We start from the raw sequence: 19,438 nt of genomic DNA on the forward strand, positions 1-19,438 counted from the left end.
CGCGCCGGATGGCGTGCGGAATACGAAAACAAAAAACACAAAAAAAGGCGGCGGGCCTGAACCCACCGCCTTCTTTTTTGGTACGAACTTTTCGTCTATTAGACGGTGTTCGATTCACCCATCTTAGTCGACACAGTCGAGAAAGTGGTTGTCAGTTCGTTGCCGAGGCCCTGCATTGCAGTGATAGCAGCAACAGCGATCAGAGCAGCGATCAGACCATATTCAATGGCAGTTGCGCCCTGTTCGTCGCGAAGAAGATTTTTAAAGAATTTCATTTGTAGTCTCCTGGTTCAGTCTTCGGTACCCAATCTCTTCTCGGGTAAACCGAGCTGAGACTTTTCCGGAATAAACGAGACACCTTGACATTTTCCTAAGCGAACACGCTTAAAAAACGGTCAACCGCCCATATTCTGACCTACCTTTTGCGAAACTGTAGCCCACAGTCCGGTATTCTCGTTGGCTACAGCGTCGAAAGCGCCGATAGAGGCGATCACGACAAGGGAGGCGATCAGACCGTATTCAATGGCAGTTGCGCCAGATTCGTCTTTTGCGATCCGATTAAGGAATGGCATCAGTTCCATCGTTGCTTCCGTCCTTGTTAGTCCGATGAAAGCGCTTTTGGTTTTGAAAGTTTAACAATTGGTTGAGACGGTGCGACAAAGTGGAAAATAATCCGACATGGATGCTCGTTGTCGCCGCCGCCCTTCGGCGTACAGATGGACGCTGGCTGATGCACAAACGGCCCCAGGCCGCGCATCATGGCGGGCTGTGGGAGTTTCCCGGCGGCAAGGTTGAATCGGCGGAAACCCCTGAAATTGCTTTGGTTCGTGAGGTTGAGGAAGAGCTGGGTATCAGCATCGAGGCGGCCGATTGTATGCCTGCCGGTTTCGCCCAGTCGCAGGCTGAAACAGGGCGCAAAGCGATTGTCATCCTGCTTTACACTTTGGAAAAGTGGCGCGGAGAACCGCGCGCGTTAGAGGGCGAGGGGGTCGGATGGTTTACCCCGCAAGAGATCGAAGCATTGGACAAGCCGCCGCTGGATATCGCGTTGGCTGCCCAGCTGTTTTCGCGTTCCAGATCAGATTAACCGCGATAGGGGATTGCCAAGCTCGCATGGCCCCCTTATGTGGCGCCCTCCAAGCGCACCCGTAGCTCAGCTGGATAGAGTACCTGACTACGAATCAGGGGGCCGGAGGTTCGAATCCTTCCGGGTGCGCCAACATAAAAGCCCATCCCGCACGGGGTGGGCTTTTATGTTTGTGGATCATGGATCGATTTGAATTTCGGACTCGAAGCAGCAAAGCTGCGTAGAGGGCCAGAGCGAAGCGGCGGCCAATCCTTCCGGGTGCGCCAACATAAAAGCCCATCCCGCACGGGGTGGGCTTTTATGTTTGTGGATCATGGAATGATGCGAACATCGGAGTCGTAGCGAAGCGAAGACGGGTGATCGCGAAGCGATTGGCCAATTCTTCGCGGAGCCGGCTGCGCTCAGCATACCGCATTGCAAAAATTTCGGAACATCTCCTCGCCCCGGCCATTGGTGAAGTGAAACAATTTCACACAGGAGACTTCCCGCAATGGCGCAGGCCGAAACAATCTTTAAGACGCTGAAGCAAGACCATAACAAGCATCGCGAATTGCTCGATAAAATCGAAAATACGAGCGGCGACAGCGAAGAGCGGCGCGAGCTGTTCGAGATGTTCACCAAGGATGTGAAAAGCCACGCGGCCGCTGAAGAGCAAGCGGTCTATGCGACAATGCTACGCAAGCCCGAAACGACTGACGAAACTCGTCACTCGGTTGCCGAGCACCAGGAATTGGACGAAGCGCTTAACGATCTTGCCGCCACAGATATGTCGACGGGTGCATGGCTGCAGAAGTTCAAGCAGCTGAAGCACGATTATCTCCACCATATCGAGGAAGAGGAAGAAGACCATTTCCCCGATTTCAGCGAACATCTGACTTCGGAAGACGAGAAGCAAATGGCCGAAGCGTTCGAGCGGCGTAAGTCAGCCGAGAAGAAAGAAGCAGAGGTCACTCCGGAAAAGAAATCGGACGCCAAGGAATAGTCCGGTCTGCAACAAACTGCAGAGAATTGGATTTGCATTGGAAGCGTGCTTGCCCGAAAGGGCGGTGCGCTTCTTTTTTTGCACGAAACCATGAGAGAAAGTTCCATGAACAGCCAGATCACGCCTGAAGAGGAAGAAGCACGCGGCAAGCTGCCGGTGCCCGATCATGTTCAGGACGCTATCCGCACTTTGCTCGAATGGGCCGGAGAGGATCCGGACCGCGAAGGGCTGCTCGACACGCCCAAGCGCGTTGCGCGTGCGTGGAAGGAATATTGCGAAGGCTATGCGGAGGATCCGGCGATCCATCTCAACCGCGTGTTCGAAGAAGTCGGCGGTTATGAAGAGATCGTGCTGCTCAAAGACATCCCGTTCCATTCGCATTGCGAGCACCATATGGCGCCGATTATCGGCAAAGCGGCGATTGCCTATCTCCCGACCAATCGCGTTGTCGGGATTTCCAAGCTTGCCCGCGTGCTCCACGGCTTTGCCCGCCGCCTGCAGGTGCAGGAACGTCTAACGGCCGAAGTTGCCGATTGCATCTGGGACAATCTCGAACCGCGCGGTGTCGCGGTGGTGATCGAAGCGCAGCATTCCTGCATGACCGCGCGCGGCGTTCGCACGCCCGGTGTGGGCATGGTCACCAGCCGGATGATGGGCACTTTTCTGGAAGACCAGCGCAGCCGCAAAGAAGTGCTGAGCTTGATGGGGTATTGAGGGGGCGGGGCGGATTTTCCTACACGCGCCGATGTTGCTAACTTCGCATCGGCTCTTTGAAACGTAAATCCCGCACGAAAAACGCCGCCCCTTCGTAAAGAGGCGGCGCATCGGATGTACTATATCAACTAAACCCCCAAATTGCGCAGCGTCACGCTGCGAATCGGGAAGAATTATCAGAGCTGGCCGAGCATATGCTCCGCTGAACTGACCGAGAAATCACCAGGCGCTTCGACATTGAGTTGCTCAACAACCCCGTCATTGACGATCATCGAGAAACGCTGGCCGCGTTGCCCAAGGCCGAAGCCCGAACCGTCCATTGTCAGGCCAACCGCTTGTGCGAAATCGCCGTTACCGTCGGCGAGCATCGTTACGTCTTCGGCATTGTTGGCACCTTGCCATGCGCCCAGAACAAACGCGTCATTGACCGCTGTGCAGGCGATTTCGTCAACGCCTTTGGCTTTGAGTTCGGCGGCCTTTTCTACATATCCGGGCAAGTGACGCGCCGAACAGGTTGGCGTGTAAGCACCGGGCACAGAAAACAAGGCGATCTTCTTGCCAGCGAAATATTCGCTCGACTGAACGGCCTCCGGGCCATCAGCGGTTGCCTTGGCCAGTTTTACATCGGGGAGCTTGTCGCCAACAGAGATTGTCATGGGGTAATTTCCTTTCGTGAAATAGTTGCTTGGCAACGGATATAGGAAACCTGTTCGCCGCGGCAATGCTTAGATGATATAAAGATATCTTTATATTTGCATCGAGCCAGTGGCATCGCTAAACGGTTGGCATACTGTTCGCGCTCCCAATCGGGGCGCAATTTTTTTGGCATTCAGGAGAATTTGCGTGGCTGTTGCAGCACAAAACTACATCATCAAGGACATCTCGCAGGCGAATTATGGCCGCACAGAGATCGATATTGCCGAAACCGAAATGCCAGGCCTGATGGCGCTGCGCGAAGAGTTCGGTGACAGCAAACCGCTTAAAGGCGCGCGAATCACCGGCTCGCTGCATATGACCATTCAAACTGCGGTTCTGATGGAAACGCTGACCGCTCTGGGCGCGGACATCCGCTGGGCAACTTGCAACATCTTCTCGACCCAGGATCACGCTGCTGCGGCGATGGCTGAGGCAGGTATTCCGGTTTACGCGGTGAAGGGTGAAAGCCTTGCCGAATATTGGGACTATGTCGGCCACATCTTCTCTTGGGGAACCGATGCGGACCCGGACCAAACGGCCAATATCATTCTCGACGATGGCGGCGATGCGACGATGTTCGCTCTCTGGGGTGCACGGATCGAAGCAGGCGAAGAAATGCCCGCGCCGACCAACCCCGAAGAAATCGAAATGCAGCGTTCGGTCAAAGCTTTCGTCAAAGCCAACCCTGGCTATCTCACCAAGACCGTCCAGAATCTGCACGGCGTTTCGGAAGAAACTACCACGGGTGTTCACCGTCTTTATCACCTCGCAAAGCAAGGCAAACTGCCTTTCCCTGCGATCAATGTGAACGACAGCGTGACCAAGTCGAAATTCGACAACCTCTATGGCTGTAAGGAATCGCTGGTCGACGCGATCCGTCGTGCAACCGACGTGATGCTGGCTGGTAAAGTCGCTTGTGTGGCCGGTTTTGGCGATGTGGGCAAAGGTTCGGCCGACAGCCTCCGCAATGGCGGTGCGCGTGTGATGGTCACCGAAATCGACCCGATCTGCGCGCTTCAAGCGGCGATGGAAGGCTATGAAGTTGTGACAATGGAAGAAGCGGTCAAGCGCTGCGATATCTTCGTCACCACGACCGGCAATGAAGACGTGATCACTGCCGAGCACATGAAGGCGATGAAGCCGATGAGCATCGTGTGCAACATTGGTCACTTCGACAGCGAAATCCAGATCGGTGCGCTCGACAATTATGACTGGACCGAAGTGAAGCCGGGCACTGACCTTGTGACTTTCCCCGATGGCAAGCAGATCATGATCCTTGCCAAGGGCCGCCTCGTCAATCTGGGCTGCGCGACTGGCCACCCGAGCTTTGTGATGAGCTGTTCCTTCACCAATCAGGTGCTGGCGCAGATCGAACTCTACACCAAGGGTGATGAGTACAAGAACGAAGTCTATGTGCTTCCCAAGCATCTCGACGAGAAAGTTGCCGCACTTCACCTCGAGAAACTCGGCGTTCAACTGACCAAGCTCAGCCAGCAGCAGGCCGATTACATCGGCGTGCCGGTTGAAGGTCCCTTCAAGCCGGAGCATTATCGCTACTAAAATCGCCGCCGCTTGGCGGTGATTATTTTGACGAAATAGACGCCATTCTCGCTCTGCGGGAGTGGCGTCTGTCGTTTTTCGGCCAAACTTCTGGCGAAATTGGGAGAATGTCCGTTGCAACATGCCCCCGGCGCGCATAGCTGAACGGATATGGAATTTTCGCCCACTGCCTTGGTCATTATCGGATTGCTTCTGGCGGCATGGATGGTCGCCGCGGCGTGGATGATGATCTCGGCCGCGTCAAAAGCGCGCAGGGCAGAGGGAAGCAAGAAAGCCGCCCGCCGGATGGCCCGCATGATTGACGAAGCACCGGCCATTCCGCTGCTCGTCCGGACCGATGGCCGGATCGAAGGTTCCGACCGGCTTGCGGGGTGGTTGGGGCTGGATAGCTTGCCCGAATATCTCAGCGAACTTGATGGCGGCGTTCAGCGGGAAAACGGAAGAGGTTTGTCAGCGGAACAATTGGCCGAGCTGAGTGAAAATGTGCTGCGCGCACAGAAAACCGCTGCACCGTTCCGAATGGCTCTGACACCCCCGGGCTCGCAGCGCAGTCTTGCTGTTCGCGGCGTTCTCGCTGACCCGCAAGTATCGCCAGGCGGAGCAGCGCTGGTCTGGATTTTCGACTTCAGCGAAAGCGAAAGCGAGTTGTCGCGTTTGCGCGAAGAGGCGGCGCGAGCAAAAGGTGATTTCGGCGCGCTGGTCGGGATTATCGAGGCGGCCCCTATGCCCATGTGGTTCCGCGGCCCCGATGCCAAATTGCAGCTGGTGAACAAAGCCTATGTCGAAGCGATTGGGGCTGCCGACGCAGACAGCGCAGTTGCCGAACAATTGGAATTGATCGAATCCGTTGATGGTCTGTCCGCTGCGCAAATTGCTGCTCAGGCTTTCGACAAGAAGCTACCAATCGAGCGGATCGTCGCGACGACTGTTAACGATCAACGGCGGGCCATGCGGGTAAGCGATTTGCCGCTGGGTAAAGAGGGTGTCGCCGGTTACGCGGTTGATATCGAGGAAATGGAAGAGCAATCGCGCGAATTCCGCGCGTTTCGTGATGCCCAGCGTTCTATGCTCGATCAGCTTTCGATTGGCGTTGGGCAATTCGACGCGGATCGCAAACTGACCTTTGCCAACCAACCATTCCGTCGGACCTTTGCGCTCAATTCGGGCGCGGTTTCGCAGAATCTCGGCTTTGAACAATTGCTCCAGAATGCCCGCGAAAATGGCCGCACGCCAGAGGTGCGCGATTTTCCCGAGTGGCGTTCGGAGCATGCGGACTGGTTTGCTTCTGGCGAAACGCAAGAGGAAGCATGGCCTCTATCCGATGGCACACATCTGAGAATAGTTGCCCAGCCTATGCCCGATGGTGGACTTGTGATTGTAGCGGAGGACCGCACAGAGCAACTGGCGCTTTCCGCAACACGCGATACTTTGCTGCGGACCCGGACGGCCACTTTCGACAGTCTGTTCGAAGCGCTGGCCGTTTTCGCCCCCGATGGTCATTTGCAGCTATGGAATCGTAGTTTTGCCGGAACATGGGGGCTCGATCCCGAGCAGCTTGACGCGCATCCGGCTGCTCCCGAACTGCTCGAACTGATCGCACCGAATCTGGAGAAGCCGAAACAGGCGAAACTGATCGGCGAAGTAATTCGAGCCGCGACGCTGGACCGCAAAGAGGAAGCCGGCCGTATCGCGCTGGCAGATGGCAGAACGTTGGAATTCGCTGGGGTTCCACTTCCCGATGGAAACGGATTGCTGACGGTACTGGATGTGACGGCGAACGAACAAGCCGAAACCGCGCTGAGAGAGCGCAATAAAGCGCTTGAAGCCGCAGACGAAGTCAAAACGCGCTTCTTGTCCAATATGTCTTACGAATTCCGCACGCCGCTGACATCGATTGGCGGTTTCGCCGAGCTTCTCCAATCGGGCGTCGCTGGCGATCTTTCGGAACAAGGCGAGGAATATGTCGCTGCGATCCTCGATTCTGTTTCCCGGTTGACCGAGCAGGTCGAGAATGTGCTGGACCTTTCGCAAAGCGAAGCCGGTCTGCTTCCGCTCAACAAGAAGCGCCTCGATTTGCTGTCCTTTGTCACCGATGTTGTCCGCGAACGCGAGGCTGCAATCAGCGCAGGGGGGATCACGCTGGATTTGCGCGGCAACAAGGCGAGCGGCAAGTTCGAAGCGGACCCGCGTCAACTCGGGCGCGCAATTGGTCAATTGCTCGATAATGCAGTTGCTGCAACGCCATCGGGCGGGAAGATTTTGGTCGATCTTTCCAAGTCAAAGGGCGTGGTGCAAATCGTTATCTCCGACAATGGAGCAGGGATGAGCGAGCATGAGCTTAAGCAGCTGATGCAGGGCGAACAATCGGCAAAACGGCAGGGGCTGGGAATCCCGCTGGCGCAGCAAATGATCGAATCGCACGGCGGCACGCTGGAGCTGGTATCCGAAAAAGGCGCCGGAACCTCTGCGATTATCCGGTTGCCGTGAGGATCGAACTTGCCGATCTGGCCGCAATGGAGGCTTTGGGCGCGCGCATCGCACGCCAGTTGAGAGCCGGAGATGTCGTGGCGCTTTCGGGCGGATTGGGAAGCGGCAAAACCACTTTGGCGCGCGCTATTATTGCCGCATTGGGTTACGTCGGTGAGGTGCCGTCTCCGACATTTACGATTGTCGAAACCTATGATCCGCCCGCGGTGTCGGTTCCTTTGGTGCACGCAGATTTCTATCGTTTGAAAGCACCGTCTGAAGCCGAAGAGATCGGTTTGGATGACTACCGGCAAGGCGCGGTCTTGCTCGCCGAATGGCCTGATCATGCGGGCGGTTTCGCGCATGAGGCGGCTTGTCTATCAATATCGCTGGAAACTGCGGATGAAGGGCGGATTGCGATTGTCGAAGGCGGGCGCGATTGGCTAGATCGTCTGCCATGAGCGAACTCCCAGACGGTATTGATTCTTTCCTGCAATCCGCTGGATGGGGCGGGGCGGAAATTGATCCAATCCCGGGCGATGCCTCTTTCCGCAGGTATTTTCGCATTGCCGAAGGCGCGCGCAAAGCAATGCTCATGTACGCCCCGCCGCCAGAGGAAGACCCGGCCCCATTTCTTCACGTAGCAAAGTGGCTCTCTCAGCATTCATTGCGAGCACCAGAGATTTACGCAGAAGATGCCGGTGCGGGCTGGGTGCTGATTGAAGATTTCGGCAATGACCGGATGCGCGATTGGCTGGACGAAAATCCGGCGGGCGAGGACAAAAGCTACCGGGCTGCCATCGATGCATTGGTTGCGTTGCACAGCAAGCCTGCGGGGCCATTCGATCCTTATGATCAGGTTGTCTATGCGCGTGAAGCGGCGCTTTTGACCGAGTGGTATTGCCCTGCAATGGGGCTCGAAGTGGATAGTGAGGGGTATGCACGCGCTTGGGAAGAAGCGCTTGCTCCGATGTTAGAACGTCAAGATCCGGGCGTGTCGGTGCTGCGCGATTACCACGCGGAAAATATCATGCTGCTCGATCCCTCTAACGATGGCTCGGGTGCTCAGGGGTTGATCGATTTCCAGGACGCATTGGTTGGTCATCCAGCCTATGACCTTGTGTCCTTGCTGCAAGACGCCCGCCGCGATGTGGCGCCTGAACTGGAACAGCGCATGCTTGACCATTATTTGGCACAAGTGGATGCGGGGCCCGAATTCATCGCTGACTACGCTCGGCTCGGGGCGCAACGAAATGCGAAGATCGTTGGCATATTCACCCGTCTGAACAAGCGTGACGGTAAGCCGCATTATCTCGATTATATACCGCGCGTATGGAGAGCGATGGAACGCGATCTCGCCCACCCTGCGCTCGCGCCGGTTGCGGCATGGTTTGATTCCAACATCCCGCAGCATATTCGCGATGCAAATGGGGGGCGGCCCGAATGACAAATCTCGCATCGGATACGGCGATGATCATGGCAGCCGGCATGGGCAAGCGGATGCGGCCGCTTACTGCTTCGCAGCCGAAGCCTTTGGTGCGCGTTGCCGGTAAGCCGCTGATCGATCATGCACTGGACAGGCTTGCGGCCGCGGGTGTCGAAAAAGCAGTCGTAAATGTGCATTATCTGGCTGACGCGCTCGAAGCGCATCTTGGCGAACGCAGCGATCCGCAAGTTGCAATCTCGGATGAACGCAGCGAGTTGCTGGAAACCGGGGGCGGAATGGTCAAGGCGCAAGACCAGCTTCCCGATCCGTTCTTTTGCCTCAACGCCGACAACATCTGGCTGGATGGCCCGCGTGACGCGTTTCATGATCTGTCCAAGCGCTGGAACCCGGATCAAATGGACGCGCTGCTTCTGTTGGTTCCGCACGCTCGCGCTGCCAATTTTCGTGGTAAGGGCGATTTCCACATGGATCCCGAAGGCCGCGTAACGCGGCGACGTTCGGGCCGTATCGCTCCGTTCATTTACACCGGTATCCAGCTGGTTTCAAAGCGCCTGCTACGCGATGCGCCAGACGGTAAGTTCTCGACCAATATCTTGTGGAACAGGGCGATAGAGGAAGGGCGGCTGTTCGGGACTTCGTTTACCGGACATTGGTTTGAAGTGGGCACGCCTCAGGCAATCGCGCCGACCGAAGAAGCGCTCCGGCGTGGGTGACCTGACAGCACCAAACGTCTATTCTATCGCCGCGCATCGCGGATTTGCCGATGCGCTGGTTTCAGGCCTGATCCCGCGTTATTCCGACGGTGAACTTGGCCTGGCCAAGCTCACGCTACTGCTCCCCAGCACTCGCGCAATGCGGATCGTGACCGAGGCCTTTATTCGGCATTTCGGTGCCAATGGCGGGCAGGGCATGCTGATGCCGCGAATGGCTGTGGTCGGCGATCTTGATCTGGATGAAACGCTCGGTTCCCTGCTGGATCCTCTCGGGGCAAGTGACATTCCGGTCGCTGTCGATCCGACCCACAGATGGCTCCGGCTGGCCCAGCTATTGGCAGAAGAGCTTGGCGACGAAGCTCCCGGATCGGCGGGACTGATGCGGCTTGCCAGAGAAACCGCCATGACAATGGACCGACTACTCGTTGAGGATATCGGGCCGGAGGAGCTCCTCAAGGACTCGGTTCTTGATCTGTTGGGGGATCTTTCCGGCCATTGGCAAAACAGTTTGCATTTGTTTGCGCGGGTCCAGACGCGTTGGTTGGCAGAACTAGAAGCGCGCAACGCGCTCGACGCTGCATCGCGCCGGAACCGGTTATTCGATCACGCAGCAGCGCGATGGAAGAGCACGCCACCCCAATCGCCAATTGTCGCAGCGGGTGTCACCAGCGCCTCCCCCGCTTTGGCGAGAATGCTGAAAGTGGTGGCACTGTTGCCCGACAGTGCGGTGATACTGCCCGATTTTGATCTATCGATGGATGATGCGGTCTGGGAAGAGCTGGGCGCGGCAGGCGGAAGCGCTGCGGATGATGACACTCCCTTCCAGCGGGGAGACGCGATTACCCATCCGCAATATCATTTGAAGTTATTGCTGGAACGGATGGGCATTGCGCGAGGCGAATTGCAGCCTTGGCATCGCAAAGGGCTAACCGCTGCATCGCCCGATCGCACCCATGCGATCTCGAGCCTGTTTCTGCCGCCCGAGGCGAGCAAGAGCTGGGTTGATCTTCCTGGGGACAAGCGGCGACTATCCGGCGTTCGCGTTATGGAGTGCGCAAATCCGGAGGAAGAAGCTCAGGCGGTGGCGTTGCTGGTGCGCAAAGCAGTTGCCGAACCAGAAAAGCGCGTCGCCGTTGTTACCCCAGATCGCGGTTTGGCACGGCGCATTGTCCAGCATTTACGCCGGTGGCACATTCAAGCCGACGATTCCGCGGGTGAACCGCTGTCGCAGACCCCTGCTGGACGTCTTTTCCTGCTGCTTGCCGAAGTCGTGTCCGAACGCGCAGCCCCGGTTCCTTTGATGGCGCTGCTCGAACATCCGTTGGTACGGTTTGAAAATGCTCGCGGTGAATGGCTCTCCAACGCGCGAGCATTCGAGCTTGCACTTCGCGGTCCCAGGCCAGCGCCCGGGCTGGGTTCGTTGGCGCAGATCGCGCAAGACGCTCAAGTGGGCGAATGGTGGGATGAAGTCTCGGCGATCCTCTCTCCCCTCGATGCGACGAAAGAATCGCATGGCCTAGCCGCGCTGCTTGATCTCCTAGCGACTGCGGGTGAGGCTCTGTGCGGTGACGCGCTTTGGTCGCGCGAGGACGGGCGCTCACTGTCAAACTTTGTCGAGGATTTGCGTTTCCACGCCGATGGCGTTGGCACGCGGATCACCCCGGACGATTTGCACACGGTTCTGCGCGACGCGATGGAAACAGTCGCCGTTCGTCCGCCCTATGGTGGCCACCCGCGCGTCGCGATCTATGGATTGCTGGAATCGCGGATGAGCCGCGCCAATCTGGTCATCTGTGCGGGGCTGAATGAAGGCAGCTGGCCATCGACACCGTCGACCGATCCCTTGCTCGCGCCGGCCGTTCTGCGCGCATTGGGTGTGCCGGGCGCGGATTTTCGCATCGGATTGTCCGCGCATGATCTGGCCGGTGCCATGGGCGCGCCGGAAGTGGTGCTGAGCCGCGCGGACCGCGATATTTCCGGCCCGGCGATACCTTCGCGATTCCTGCTGAGGGTCAAGGCATTGCTCGGGGCGGACCTGATCGACAAGCATCGCGAAGTAGAAGCGGTGGAGATTGCCCGCGCGCTCGATCATGGGGCGACGACCGAGATTTACTCCAAGCCGGAGCCAAAACCCTCTGCAGAGCAACGTAAGCAGCGCATCAGCGTTACCGCGCTCGACCGTCTTCGGTCAGACCCCTATCAATTTTACGCGGGCAATATCCTGCGGCTTGGCGATCTCGATGGCCTCGATGCAGAACCGTCCGCGGCATGGCGCGGAACCGCTGCTCACGAAATTCTCGAAACTTGGCACAAGACAGGTCGGCCGATCGCCGAAGTTGCCAGCGAGGTCTTGCAGCAAATGAATGCACACCCGCTGATGCGTTCGCTTTGGCAACCACGGCTGATGAAAGCACTCGAATGGGTGGAGGGCACAGTAAAAGCCTTTGAGGGTCGCAAGCCTACCAAAATCGAAGAATGGGGCGAAATGGAGGTGCGCGGTGTCACGATCTTCGGAAAAGTCGACAGGATCGATAGCTGCGACGGGAAGTCGCTCGCAATCGTTGATTACAAAACCGGCGGGCCGCCGACCGGGAAAGAGGTCGAAGCGGGCTATGCACTCCAGCTGGGCACATTGGGTCTGATGGCCGGGAAGGGCGCGTTTGGCGGCCCAATGGGCACTCCGGAAAAATTTGAATATTGGTCACTGGCAAAAAGCGACAAGAGCGAAACCGGCTTTGGTTACATCGCCACACCTTTGAAGGAAGGCAGCAAACGCAGCGGCATTCTGCCCGAAGATTTCCTGCCAAAAGCGCAGGACTTTCTCGACGACGCACTCGACCGGTGGATTCTAGGCGATGAGCCCTTCACCGCCCGATTGAATCCCGATGCCAAGGTCTACACCACTTACGATCAATTGATGCGGCTCGATGAATGGATGGGGCGCGAAGAATGACTGCGCCAAAGAACCAGGGCCGGGTGTTTCCGTTAAAGGATAATCAGGCCCTCGCCGTAGATCCGCAGGATAGCGTGTGGCTCTCCGCCTCTGCAGGAACCGGAAAGACGCAAGTTCTTTCGGCGCGTGTCCTGCGTTTGCTGCTCCGTAAAGATGTCGATCCTTCACAAATTTTGTGTCTGACTTTTACCAAGGCCGGCGCCGCTGAAATGGCGACCAGGGTAAACGAGGTGCTCGCCAATTGGGTGCGGATGAAACCGGAAGCCCTTGCGAAAGATCTGGCAGCCATTGGCGCGTCAGTCGGACCGGAAACGCAAAGCCGGGCGCGGAGCCTGTTTGCCAGTGTGCTTGATTGCCCGGGTGGTGGTCTGCGGATCGATACGATTCACGCATTTGCGCAATGGCTGCTTGCGGCGTTTCCGGAGGAGGCAGGGCTGACACCGGGAACGCAGGCCATGGAAGATCGCGACCGCGACTTGCTTGCACATCAGGTGCTTGCCGATCTGCTGGTCGAGTGGGACGAGAGTGGGGAAACAGAACTGCTCGGCGCCCTCGAAATGCTGAGCCTGCGTATGGGCCCCGATGGAACCCAGTCTTGGCTGATGCGCTGCGCAGAAGCGCGCGAGGCGTGGTTCGGCGCGGGCGGATGGCCCGATGATCTAGAGGTAAGGGTGCGGCAACTGCTGGGGCTTGCGGCGGATGCCGGGCCCGATGATGTTGCGGATTTGTGCGGTGACGATGTTTTTGATGTGTCGGCGCTTCGCAGGTGTTCTGCGGCCAATGCCGAATGGGGTACCAAGACAGGGCTTGGCTCTGCCAAAGCGATCGCAGATTGGCAGGCAGTGAACAATATGGCGCGTGTGCAGCAGTCTGATGCATTGGAGGCAGCCTTGTTCACCCAAAAGGGCGACGCCCGCTCGCTTAAATCGCTGGAGAAGATTGACCCGGCCTATGCAGAATCTGCGAGCGCGGTTCTGGAATCGCTTCAGGCTGTGCGCGAATTGCAAATGCTGCTCGAACTGGTGGACTGGCTTACACCGGCGTTGCGCGTCGGACGGCGATTTGCCTTGCGCTGGGATGAGGCGAAAAAGCGCGAGGGGCTGATCGACTTCGACGACCAGATCCGGCGCGCGGCGGCACTGCTATCACGATCCGACATTGCGGAGTGGATCCGCTACAAACTTGACCGGCGCTTCGATCATATTCTGATTGATGAAGCGCAGGATACCAACGAAGCGCAATGGTCAATTATTGAAGCGCTCACATCCGACTATTTTACCGGCTTAGGCCAACGCGAAGGGAAGCTGCGCACGGTTTTCGTTGTCGGTGATTTCAAGCAGGCGATTTTTGGTTTTCAGGGAACGAGCCCCGAGAATTTCCGCGCTGCGCGCGAGCAATTCAGAAAGATCATGGCGGATGCCAAAGCCGGTGCCGTGGCAATGCGCGATCATCGGATTGATGCGCGCGAATTGGTCAGCCTTGGTCTTGGGCGATCTTACAGAACCGCTCAGAAGGTGCTCGATTTCGTCGACGCGGCAATCTATCAAATCGGTTTCGAACAGTTCGGACTGGATAAGCATCCGGGAAAGCATATTGGCGAGGAACGACCCGGCGAAGTCACATTGTGGAGCCCGGTCAGCGCTCAGCCAGACGACAGCGATGATCAGGATGCGATCGAGAATTGGCTATCGGAGCCCGAGCGCCGAATGGCAGACAGGATCGCCGCGCAAGTGCGCGAATGGCTCGACGATGGCTATCCGCTGGTAAAGGGTGGGGCCGCCCGCAATGCCGGACCGGGCGATATCATGGTGCTGGTTCGCAAACGCAAAGAGCTGGCCGGGCTGATAGTAGCGCGTTTGCACGCTGCGGGTGTACCGGTTGCAGGGGTGGACCGGTTGCGGCTTGGCGCGCCTCTGGCGGTGAAAGACTTGATGGCTGCGTTGCGCTTTGCCGCGCAACCGCTTGATGATTTGAGCCTCGCCAATGTGCTTGTGTCACCGCTGGTCGGTTGGACACAGGACGATCTTCTTGCGCATGGATACCGCGACAAGGGCATCCATTTGTGGGACCATTTGCGCAAGAGCGATGCTCCGCTGGCGGTCGAAACGATCACCAAACTGCGCGACCTTTTGAGACTTGCCGATTACGAACCGCCTCAAGCTCTGATTCATTGGATGCTGACAGGACCTTGGCGAGGGAGGAAGAGGCTCGTCACACGGTTGGGCCATGAGGCCAATGATCCGATTGACGAGCTGCTCAATGCAGCTCTCGCCTATGCGTCCGCGCATACGCCCAGCCTCCAAGGCTTTATCCAATGGTTTGATGCAGGCGATGGTGAGCTGAAGCGCGAAGCGGGGGCGAGCGAAGGCCTTGTTCGGGTGATGACCGTACACGGGTCCAAGGGTTTGCAAGCTCCGATTGTCATACTCGCAGACGCGACAGGCAATCCCGATAGTTCGCCCTTGCGCGGAATTTCTTTGACTGACCAAGGCGGAGAGCATGGATCGGGACGTTCGATCCCCATTCCTCCACTTCGAAAAGAAGAAAAGGTCGGACCGGTTCTTGGTGCAGAGGAAATCGCCGCCCGGGCTGAGCGGCAAGAACATTGGCGATTGCTTTATGTGGCGATGACCCGTGCTGAAGAGGCGCTGTTCATCGGCGGTGCTCTGGGAAAGCGGGAAGATGTACCCGCTGAAGATAGCTGGTACGCGCGCCTCGCGCCCTTGTTGCCAGATGCCGCAATTAAGGATGATCATTTTGGAGAGCGGCGCATTTGGGGACAGCGCCCTGCAGCGATCCGCGAAGTCCAAACGCCTGCGCCGGAACAAACGCCGCCCCGGATGCCGGACTGGGCGACAAACCCTGTTGGGCCGGAACCGCGCCCACCGCGCCCGCTTGCCCCATCATCGCTGGGCGACGAACAGGCGGCAAACCCGCCAATGGCAGCAGAGGTTGCACGGGAGGCAGCGCGGCGCGGGACTTTGATCCACAGCTTGCTGGAGAAATTGCCCGACGTTGCGCCCGAGCACCGTGTTGAACGTGGAACGGCGTGGCTGGCCAGACACGCCGCGGAATTCGATCAGGCTGCACGGCAGGAAATGCTTGAGGCCGCGATAAATGTGCTCGAGCAGCCGGGTCTCGAGGAGATATTCTCTTCCTCCGCTCTTGCCGAAGTGCCACTAGCGGCAACCTTTGAAGGACAAGTGATTACAGGGATCGTCGACCGCCTGCTGGTAACGCCCGATTTGGTCAAAATCGTCGATTTCAAAACAGCCAGGCGGCCGCCTTCTTCGCTGGATCAAGTGCCGATGGCAACGATCCGGCAGATGGCAGCCTATACCGCAGCATTGGAAGTGATCTATCCCGACCGCCCGATCGAGGCGGTTCTACTCTACACCCAAACGCCGCATCTTATTGCCATTCCTGCTGAGGTTCTGGCGGCGCACAAATCGCATTTGTCCACAAAGCAGGAAAGCTTTGCCGCGGGAGCCGTTGAGTGATCGGCGTTTGCACCTAAATAGATGACAGAGAAATAGGAGAAGTCCCATGGCGACCATCAATGTCACCGACGAAAGTTTCAAAGCCGATGTACTCGAATCCGACAAGCCTGTGCTGGTAGATTTTTGGGCGGATTGGTGCGGTCCGTGCAAAATGATCGGGCCCTCGCTTGAAGAAATCAGCGACGAGCTGAGCGATCAATTGACCATTGCAAAGATGGATATCGTTGAAAACACCGGGGTGCCAACCGATATGGGCGTGCAGTCCATCCCACTGATGGTGCTGTTCAAGAACGGAAAGCCCGTCGCGCAGAAACTCGGTGCGGCACCGAAAAATCAGCTCAAAGGCTGGATCGAAAGCGAGCTCTGAGCTGGGGCCGTCTATTCACCCAATTTGGCCATTCGTTCGGCCAGTTCATTCCATAGGACTGGGCTGGCCGCTCCGATTAAGCCGGGGCGATCCCATTCATCGACGCGATATTGCGCCCCATCATTGCGCGCGACTTTGCCGCCTGCTTCGTTGAGCCACAAAGCGCCAGCGGCATGATCCCACGGCAAAGTCCGCTGAAAAATCGTTACATCGTTGATTCCTAGCGCGAGCCGCGGATACTGCTCGGCGGCGCAGCGCGGAATATCGGCCAGCGTGTAATGGGGCGCGATGTGCTGCATAATTTTGTCGCGCAGTCCATCTTCCATAAACAGCGTCGAAATGCCCGCGACCGGCAGCGTCATGCCGGTGGTTCGGGCAGTTACACGCTCTCCATTCACAAAAGCCCCTTCGCCGCTATGCGCGGTGCAAAATCGCTGCGTCAGCGGGTCGTATATCCACGCCGACTGCGTTTTGCCCGCGTCGGCAAGCGCGATCAGGATGCCGAAGGGCGGATTGCCGCTGGCGAAATTACCGGTCCCGTCGATCGGATCGATGATCCAGCAATGTTTGTTCAAACCATCGAGGACAGAGGGGTCCTTGTCGCTCGCTTCCTCCCCAACGACTGCGAGGCCGGGGACGATTTTCTCCAGTCCTTCGGCCAGCATCACCTCGGATTCACGGTCGGCAATTGTGACCAGCTCATTCTTGCCTTTGTCAGCAATGTCTGATGCTTCCAGATTGCGGAAGCGCGGCAAAATCGTGGCTTCGCTCACTCCTTGGAGCAGCGAGAGCATGGCAGTATCGATCGCTCTCAAGAGCGGTAATCCGCGTTGATCGAAATGTATCCGTGAGTGAGGTCGCAGGTCCAAACGGTGGCGCTTCCCTGACCAATTCCAAGATCGACGTCGATGCGTATATTTTGCTCTTTCAAATGGGCCGCCAGCGGCTCCTCCTCAAAATCTTCGACCGCCTGGCCATTCTTCGCTGCCCAATAGCCGCCGAAGCCGACTGATAATCTGTCGCGGTCAGCGGGCTCGCCAGCTTTGCCGACTGCCATGACCACGCGGCCCCAATTTGCGTCTTCGCCCGCAATCGCCGTTTTGACCAAAGGTGAATTGGCAATCGCCAGGCCGATCGTCCGCGCGCTGTCATCGCTTTGCGCACGGACAACTGCGATTTCGATGAATTTTTGCGCGCCTTCGCCGTCCCGAACCACCAAATGCGCCAACTGGCGGCAAATGTCCTCAAGGGCCGCCGCAAAAGCGTCTGCACCCGGATCATCAAATGAAGCAATCAGGGCATTGCCGGCTTTGCCCGTGGCAAATGCCAGCACGGTGTCACTTGTCGAAGTGTCGCTATCCACGGTGATGCAGGAAAATGTCTTAGCATTCGCGTTTGCCAGCAATTCCTGCAGGAAGGACGGATCAACGGCCGCATCGGTGAAGATGTAACCGAGCATAGTCGCCATATCGGGGGCGATCATTCCGCTGCCCTTGATGATCGCCGAAAGCGTCACTTTGGTTTCGCCAACCATTGCCGAAGTGGTCGCGCCTTTTGGATAGGTGTCAGTGGTGCCGATTGCGGTTGCAGCTTCTTCCCAGCTTGCAGGATCGGCCTGCGACACCGCGGCTACTCCATCGCGGGCTTTGTCAAGCGGAAGCGGATATCCGATCACCCCGGTTGACGAAACGAAAACCTGTTCAGGCCGGCAATCGAGCGAGTCAGCGACCTGCCGCATAATCTGCTCCACCGCCTCGCGGCCCTTGCGGCCGGCGAAGGCGTTGGCATTGCCCGAATTCACGATCAACGCGCGCGCAGTGCCTTGTTTGATTTGTTCGCGGCCCGACTCGATTTCGTAGGAGGCGCATGCGCTCTTGGTGAAAACACCCGCCGCTGCCGTGCCTTCGGCCAATTCGGCAAAGGTAATATCGGCGCGCCGCCAATCCTTGTACCCCGCCTGCGCCACGCGCAGTGTTACCCCGTCAATTTCGGGCAATTCGGGGAAGGGCAGAGCAAGCGGAGAACGGGTCATTTCCATCGTCAACGCCTTATGGTCAGCGCAAAGGCTTCGCAAGCGTTAGAATAGTTGGGGCTATTGATAATCGGACCGATCCCGATAGAGTGTTGATATGATGTACAAAGCCCTGTTCTCGCTCGTTTTTGCCGTTTTTTCGTTGAATTCTGCCCATGCTCAGGAGGCCGATATCGATGAAACTGCTGACGCAGTCGCTGCAGATTTCGAGGCGAATATGGAGGTGGTTTCCGAAGCTGCTGAAGCTGCAATGGAGGTGGACCCATTTGATCCAACCTCAAATCGAAGCCCTTTTCCCAAGCGGGGTTTTTACCCCACGCCAACTCCATTCGACTATCCAGCCGACTCTCACGTCAATGGTGAGGAAGGGCTGGTTAGGTTGACGCTCGATATTGATGCCGAAGGAACAGTCACTGACTGCAAAGTATCAGAAAGCAGCGGGCACTTGGCTTTGGATAAAGCATCTTGTGCTGTCGCATTGCGCGATGCGCCTGAATTTGAGCCTGCCAAGGATGAGCGCGGCAATGCGGTAGCATCGAAGTACGAGCTGACAATCGATTGGAACATTCGCGAACCCGAGCTTCAACCAATGGTCATCGATGTACGGCTGACCATTGGCACCGATGGGAAGGTCAGCGAGTGCGAGGCATTGGAAACGTCCGGCACGCTATTTCGAGGGTTCGACAGGACCGATCCGTGTAAGAACATGAACCGTTCCGGCGACATTTACCGTGATGAGAACGGTCAGCCCGTTGCCAAAAAGGTCCGCATTCGCATGACAGTAGAGGTCGACGACGTGCCGGAATGAGTTTGCCGGTTTACGACTTACGCCGGAGTATCTATATAACCCATATGCGTCGCTTACTCGCACTCCTTGCCCTACTTTCTGGCCTTGCGGCCGTAGGTGCGCCCGCGACTGCG

17 protein-coding genes and 1 tRNA gene are annotated in these 19,438 nt (G+C 57.5%); 13 read left to right on the forward strand and 5 right to left on the reverse strand.

All coding sequences use genetic code 11. From position 1 onward, the window contains the following. Nucleotides 1–98: 98 nt before the first annotated feature. Together GRI41_RS04430 and GRI41_RS04435 are read right to left on the reverse strand one after the other, a co-directional pair. Nucleotides 99–275, reverse strand: coding sequence for a Flp family type IVb pilin (locus GRI41_RS04430; RefSeq protein WP_160603549.1), 177 nt, complete (start codon nucleotides 273–275; stop codon nucleotides 99–101). A 120-nt stretch (nucleotides 276–395) separates the two neighbouring features. Further along, nucleotides 396–581 (reverse strand): Flp family type IVb pilin, encoded by a 186-nt coding sequence (locus GRI41_RS04435; RefSeq protein WP_328600512.1) that lies wholly within the window; start codon nucleotides 579–581, stop codon nucleotides 396–398. Between the two features lie 101 nt (nucleotides 582–682). Here GRI41_RS04435 and GRI41_RS04440 point away from each other — a divergent pair, with 101 nt between their 5' ends. From GRI41_RS04440 to folE, 4 genes are all read left to right on the forward strand, one after another. Then, on the forward strand, nucleotides 683–1,087 hold the full coding sequence (locus GRI41_RS04440) for a (deoxy)nucleoside triphosphate pyrophosphohydrolase (RefSeq protein WP_160604631.1): 405 nt from the start codon (nucleotides 683–685) through the stop codon (nucleotides 1,085–1,087). Between the two features lie 55 nt (nucleotides 1,088–1,142). After that, nucleotides 1,143–1,219, forward strand: a tRNA-Arg gene (locus GRI41_RS04445). A gap of 358 nt (nucleotides 1,220–1,577) precedes the next feature. Then, nucleotides 1,578–2,069, forward strand: a complete 492-nt coding sequence (locus tag GRI41_RS04450) for a hemerythrin domain-containing protein (RefSeq protein WP_160603550.1) — start codon at nucleotides 1,578–1,580, stop codon at nucleotides 2,067–2,069. 105 nt (nucleotides 2,070–2,174) lie between these two features. Further along, nucleotides 2,175–2,783, forward strand: coding sequence for a GTP cyclohydrolase I FolE (gene folE, locus GRI41_RS04455; protein ID WP_160604632.1), 609 nt, complete (start codon nucleotides 2,175–2,177; stop codon nucleotides 2,781–2,783). A gap of 176 nt (nucleotides 2,784–2,959) precedes the next feature. Here folE and GRI41_RS04460 read toward each other — a convergent pair whose 3' ends face one another. After that, nucleotides 2,960–3,439 carry a peroxiredoxin gene (locus GRI41_RS04460; RefSeq protein ID WP_160603551.1) on the reverse strand — a complete coding sequence of 160 codons (480 nt, stop codon included), beginning with the start codon at nucleotides 3,437–3,439 and terminating at the stop codon, nucleotides 2,960–2,962. Between the two features lie 187 nt (nucleotides 3,440–3,626). Here GRI41_RS04460 and ahcY point away from each other — a divergent pair, with 187 nt between their 5' ends. The 8 genes from ahcY to trxA all read left to right on the forward strand — a co-directional run bounded on the left by ahcY (nucleotide 3,627) and on the right by trxA (nucleotide 16,485). Continuing rightward, complete coding sequence (ahcY, locus tag GRI41_RS04465) at nucleotides 3,627–5,039, forward strand: adenosylhomocysteinase (RefSeq protein ID WP_328600513.1); 1,413 nt, start codon at nucleotides 3,627–3,629, stop codon at nucleotides 5,037–5,039. A 150-nt stretch (nucleotides 5,040–5,189) separates the two neighbouring features. Further along, complete coding sequence (locus tag GRI41_RS04470; RefSeq protein WP_160603552.1) at nucleotides 5,190–7,526, forward strand: sensor histidine kinase; 2,337 nt, start codon at nucleotides 5,190–5,192, stop codon at nucleotides 7,524–7,526. Beyond that, entirely contained in the window at nucleotides 7,523–7,966 is a 444-nt protein-coding gene (gene tsaE / locus GRI41_RS04475) for a tRNA (adenosine(37)-N6)-threonylcarbamoyltransferase complex ATPase subunit type 1 TsaE (protein ID WP_160603553.1), read from the forward strand. The genes GRI41_RS04470 and tsaE overlap by 4 nt, the downstream gene beginning before the upstream one ends. Further along, nucleotides 7,963–8,952: an aminoglycoside phosphotransferase family protein gene (locus GRI41_RS04480; protein WP_160603554.1), complete on the forward strand. Its 990-nt coding sequence runs from the start codon at nucleotides 7,963–7,965 to the stop codon at nucleotides 8,950–8,952. Before tsaE ends, GRI41_RS04480 begins: the two co-directional genes overlap by 4 nt. Beyond that, complete coding sequence (locus GRI41_RS04485) at nucleotides 8,949–9,665, forward strand: nucleotidyltransferase family protein (protein ID WP_160603555.1); 717 nt, start codon at nucleotides 8,949–8,951, stop codon at nucleotides 9,663–9,665. The genes GRI41_RS04480 and GRI41_RS04485 overlap by 4 nt, the downstream gene beginning before the upstream one ends. Further along, nucleotides 9,658–12,618: a PD-(D/E)XK nuclease family protein gene (locus GRI41_RS04490; protein ID WP_160603556.1), complete on the forward strand. Its 2,961-nt coding sequence runs from the start codon at nucleotides 9,658–9,660 to the stop codon at nucleotides 12,616–12,618. Before GRI41_RS04485 ends, GRI41_RS04490 begins: the two co-directional genes overlap by 8 nt. Then, nucleotides 12,615–16,118: a double-strand break repair helicase AddA gene (gene addA / locus GRI41_RS04495; RefSeq protein ID WP_160603557.1), complete on the forward strand. Its 3,504-nt coding sequence runs from the start codon at nucleotides 12,615–12,617 to the stop codon at nucleotides 16,116–16,118. Before GRI41_RS04490 ends, addA begins: the two co-directional genes overlap by 4 nt. Nucleotides 16,119–16,164: 46 nt before the next feature. After that, on the forward strand, nucleotides 16,165–16,485 hold the full coding sequence (trxA, locus tag GRI41_RS04500; protein ID WP_160603558.1) for a thioredoxin: 321 nt from the start codon (nucleotides 16,165–16,167) through the stop codon (nucleotides 16,483–16,485). Between the two features lie 11 nt (nucleotides 16,486–16,496). Here trxA and GRI41_RS04505 read toward each other — a convergent pair whose 3' ends face one another. Next, nucleotides 16,497–17,279 carry an inositol monophosphatase family protein gene (locus tag GRI41_RS04505; protein WP_160603559.1) on the reverse strand — a complete coding sequence of 261 codons (783 nt, stop codon included), beginning with the start codon at nucleotides 17,277–17,279 and terminating at the stop codon, nucleotides 16,497–16,499. Between the two features lie 17 nt (nucleotides 17,280–17,296). Beyond that, the gene (gene argJ / locus GRI41_RS04510; RefSeq protein WP_160603560.1) at nucleotides 17,297–18,523 is read right to left on the reverse strand and encodes a bifunctional glutamate N-acetyltransferase/amino-acid acetyltransferase ArgJ; all 1,227 of its coding nucleotides are present in this window, start codon (nucleotides 18,521–18,523) and stop codon (nucleotides 17,297–17,299) included. Nucleotides 18,524–18,614: 91 nt separating this feature from the next. Here argJ and GRI41_RS04515 point away from each other — a divergent pair, with 91 nt between their 5' ends. Further along, entirely contained in the window at nucleotides 18,615–19,325 is a 711-nt protein-coding gene (locus GRI41_RS04515) for an energy transducer TonB (RefSeq protein ID WP_160603561.1), read from the forward strand. Nucleotides 19,326–19,438 lie beyond the last annotated feature (113 nt).

Origin of the sequence: Pontixanthobacter aquaemixtae, assembly GCF_009827395.1 — a bacterium.
GTDB classification, from domain to species: domain Bacteria; phylum Pseudomonadota; class Alphaproteobacteria; order Sphingomonadales; family Sphingomonadaceae; genus Pontixanthobacter; species Pontixanthobacter aquaemixtae.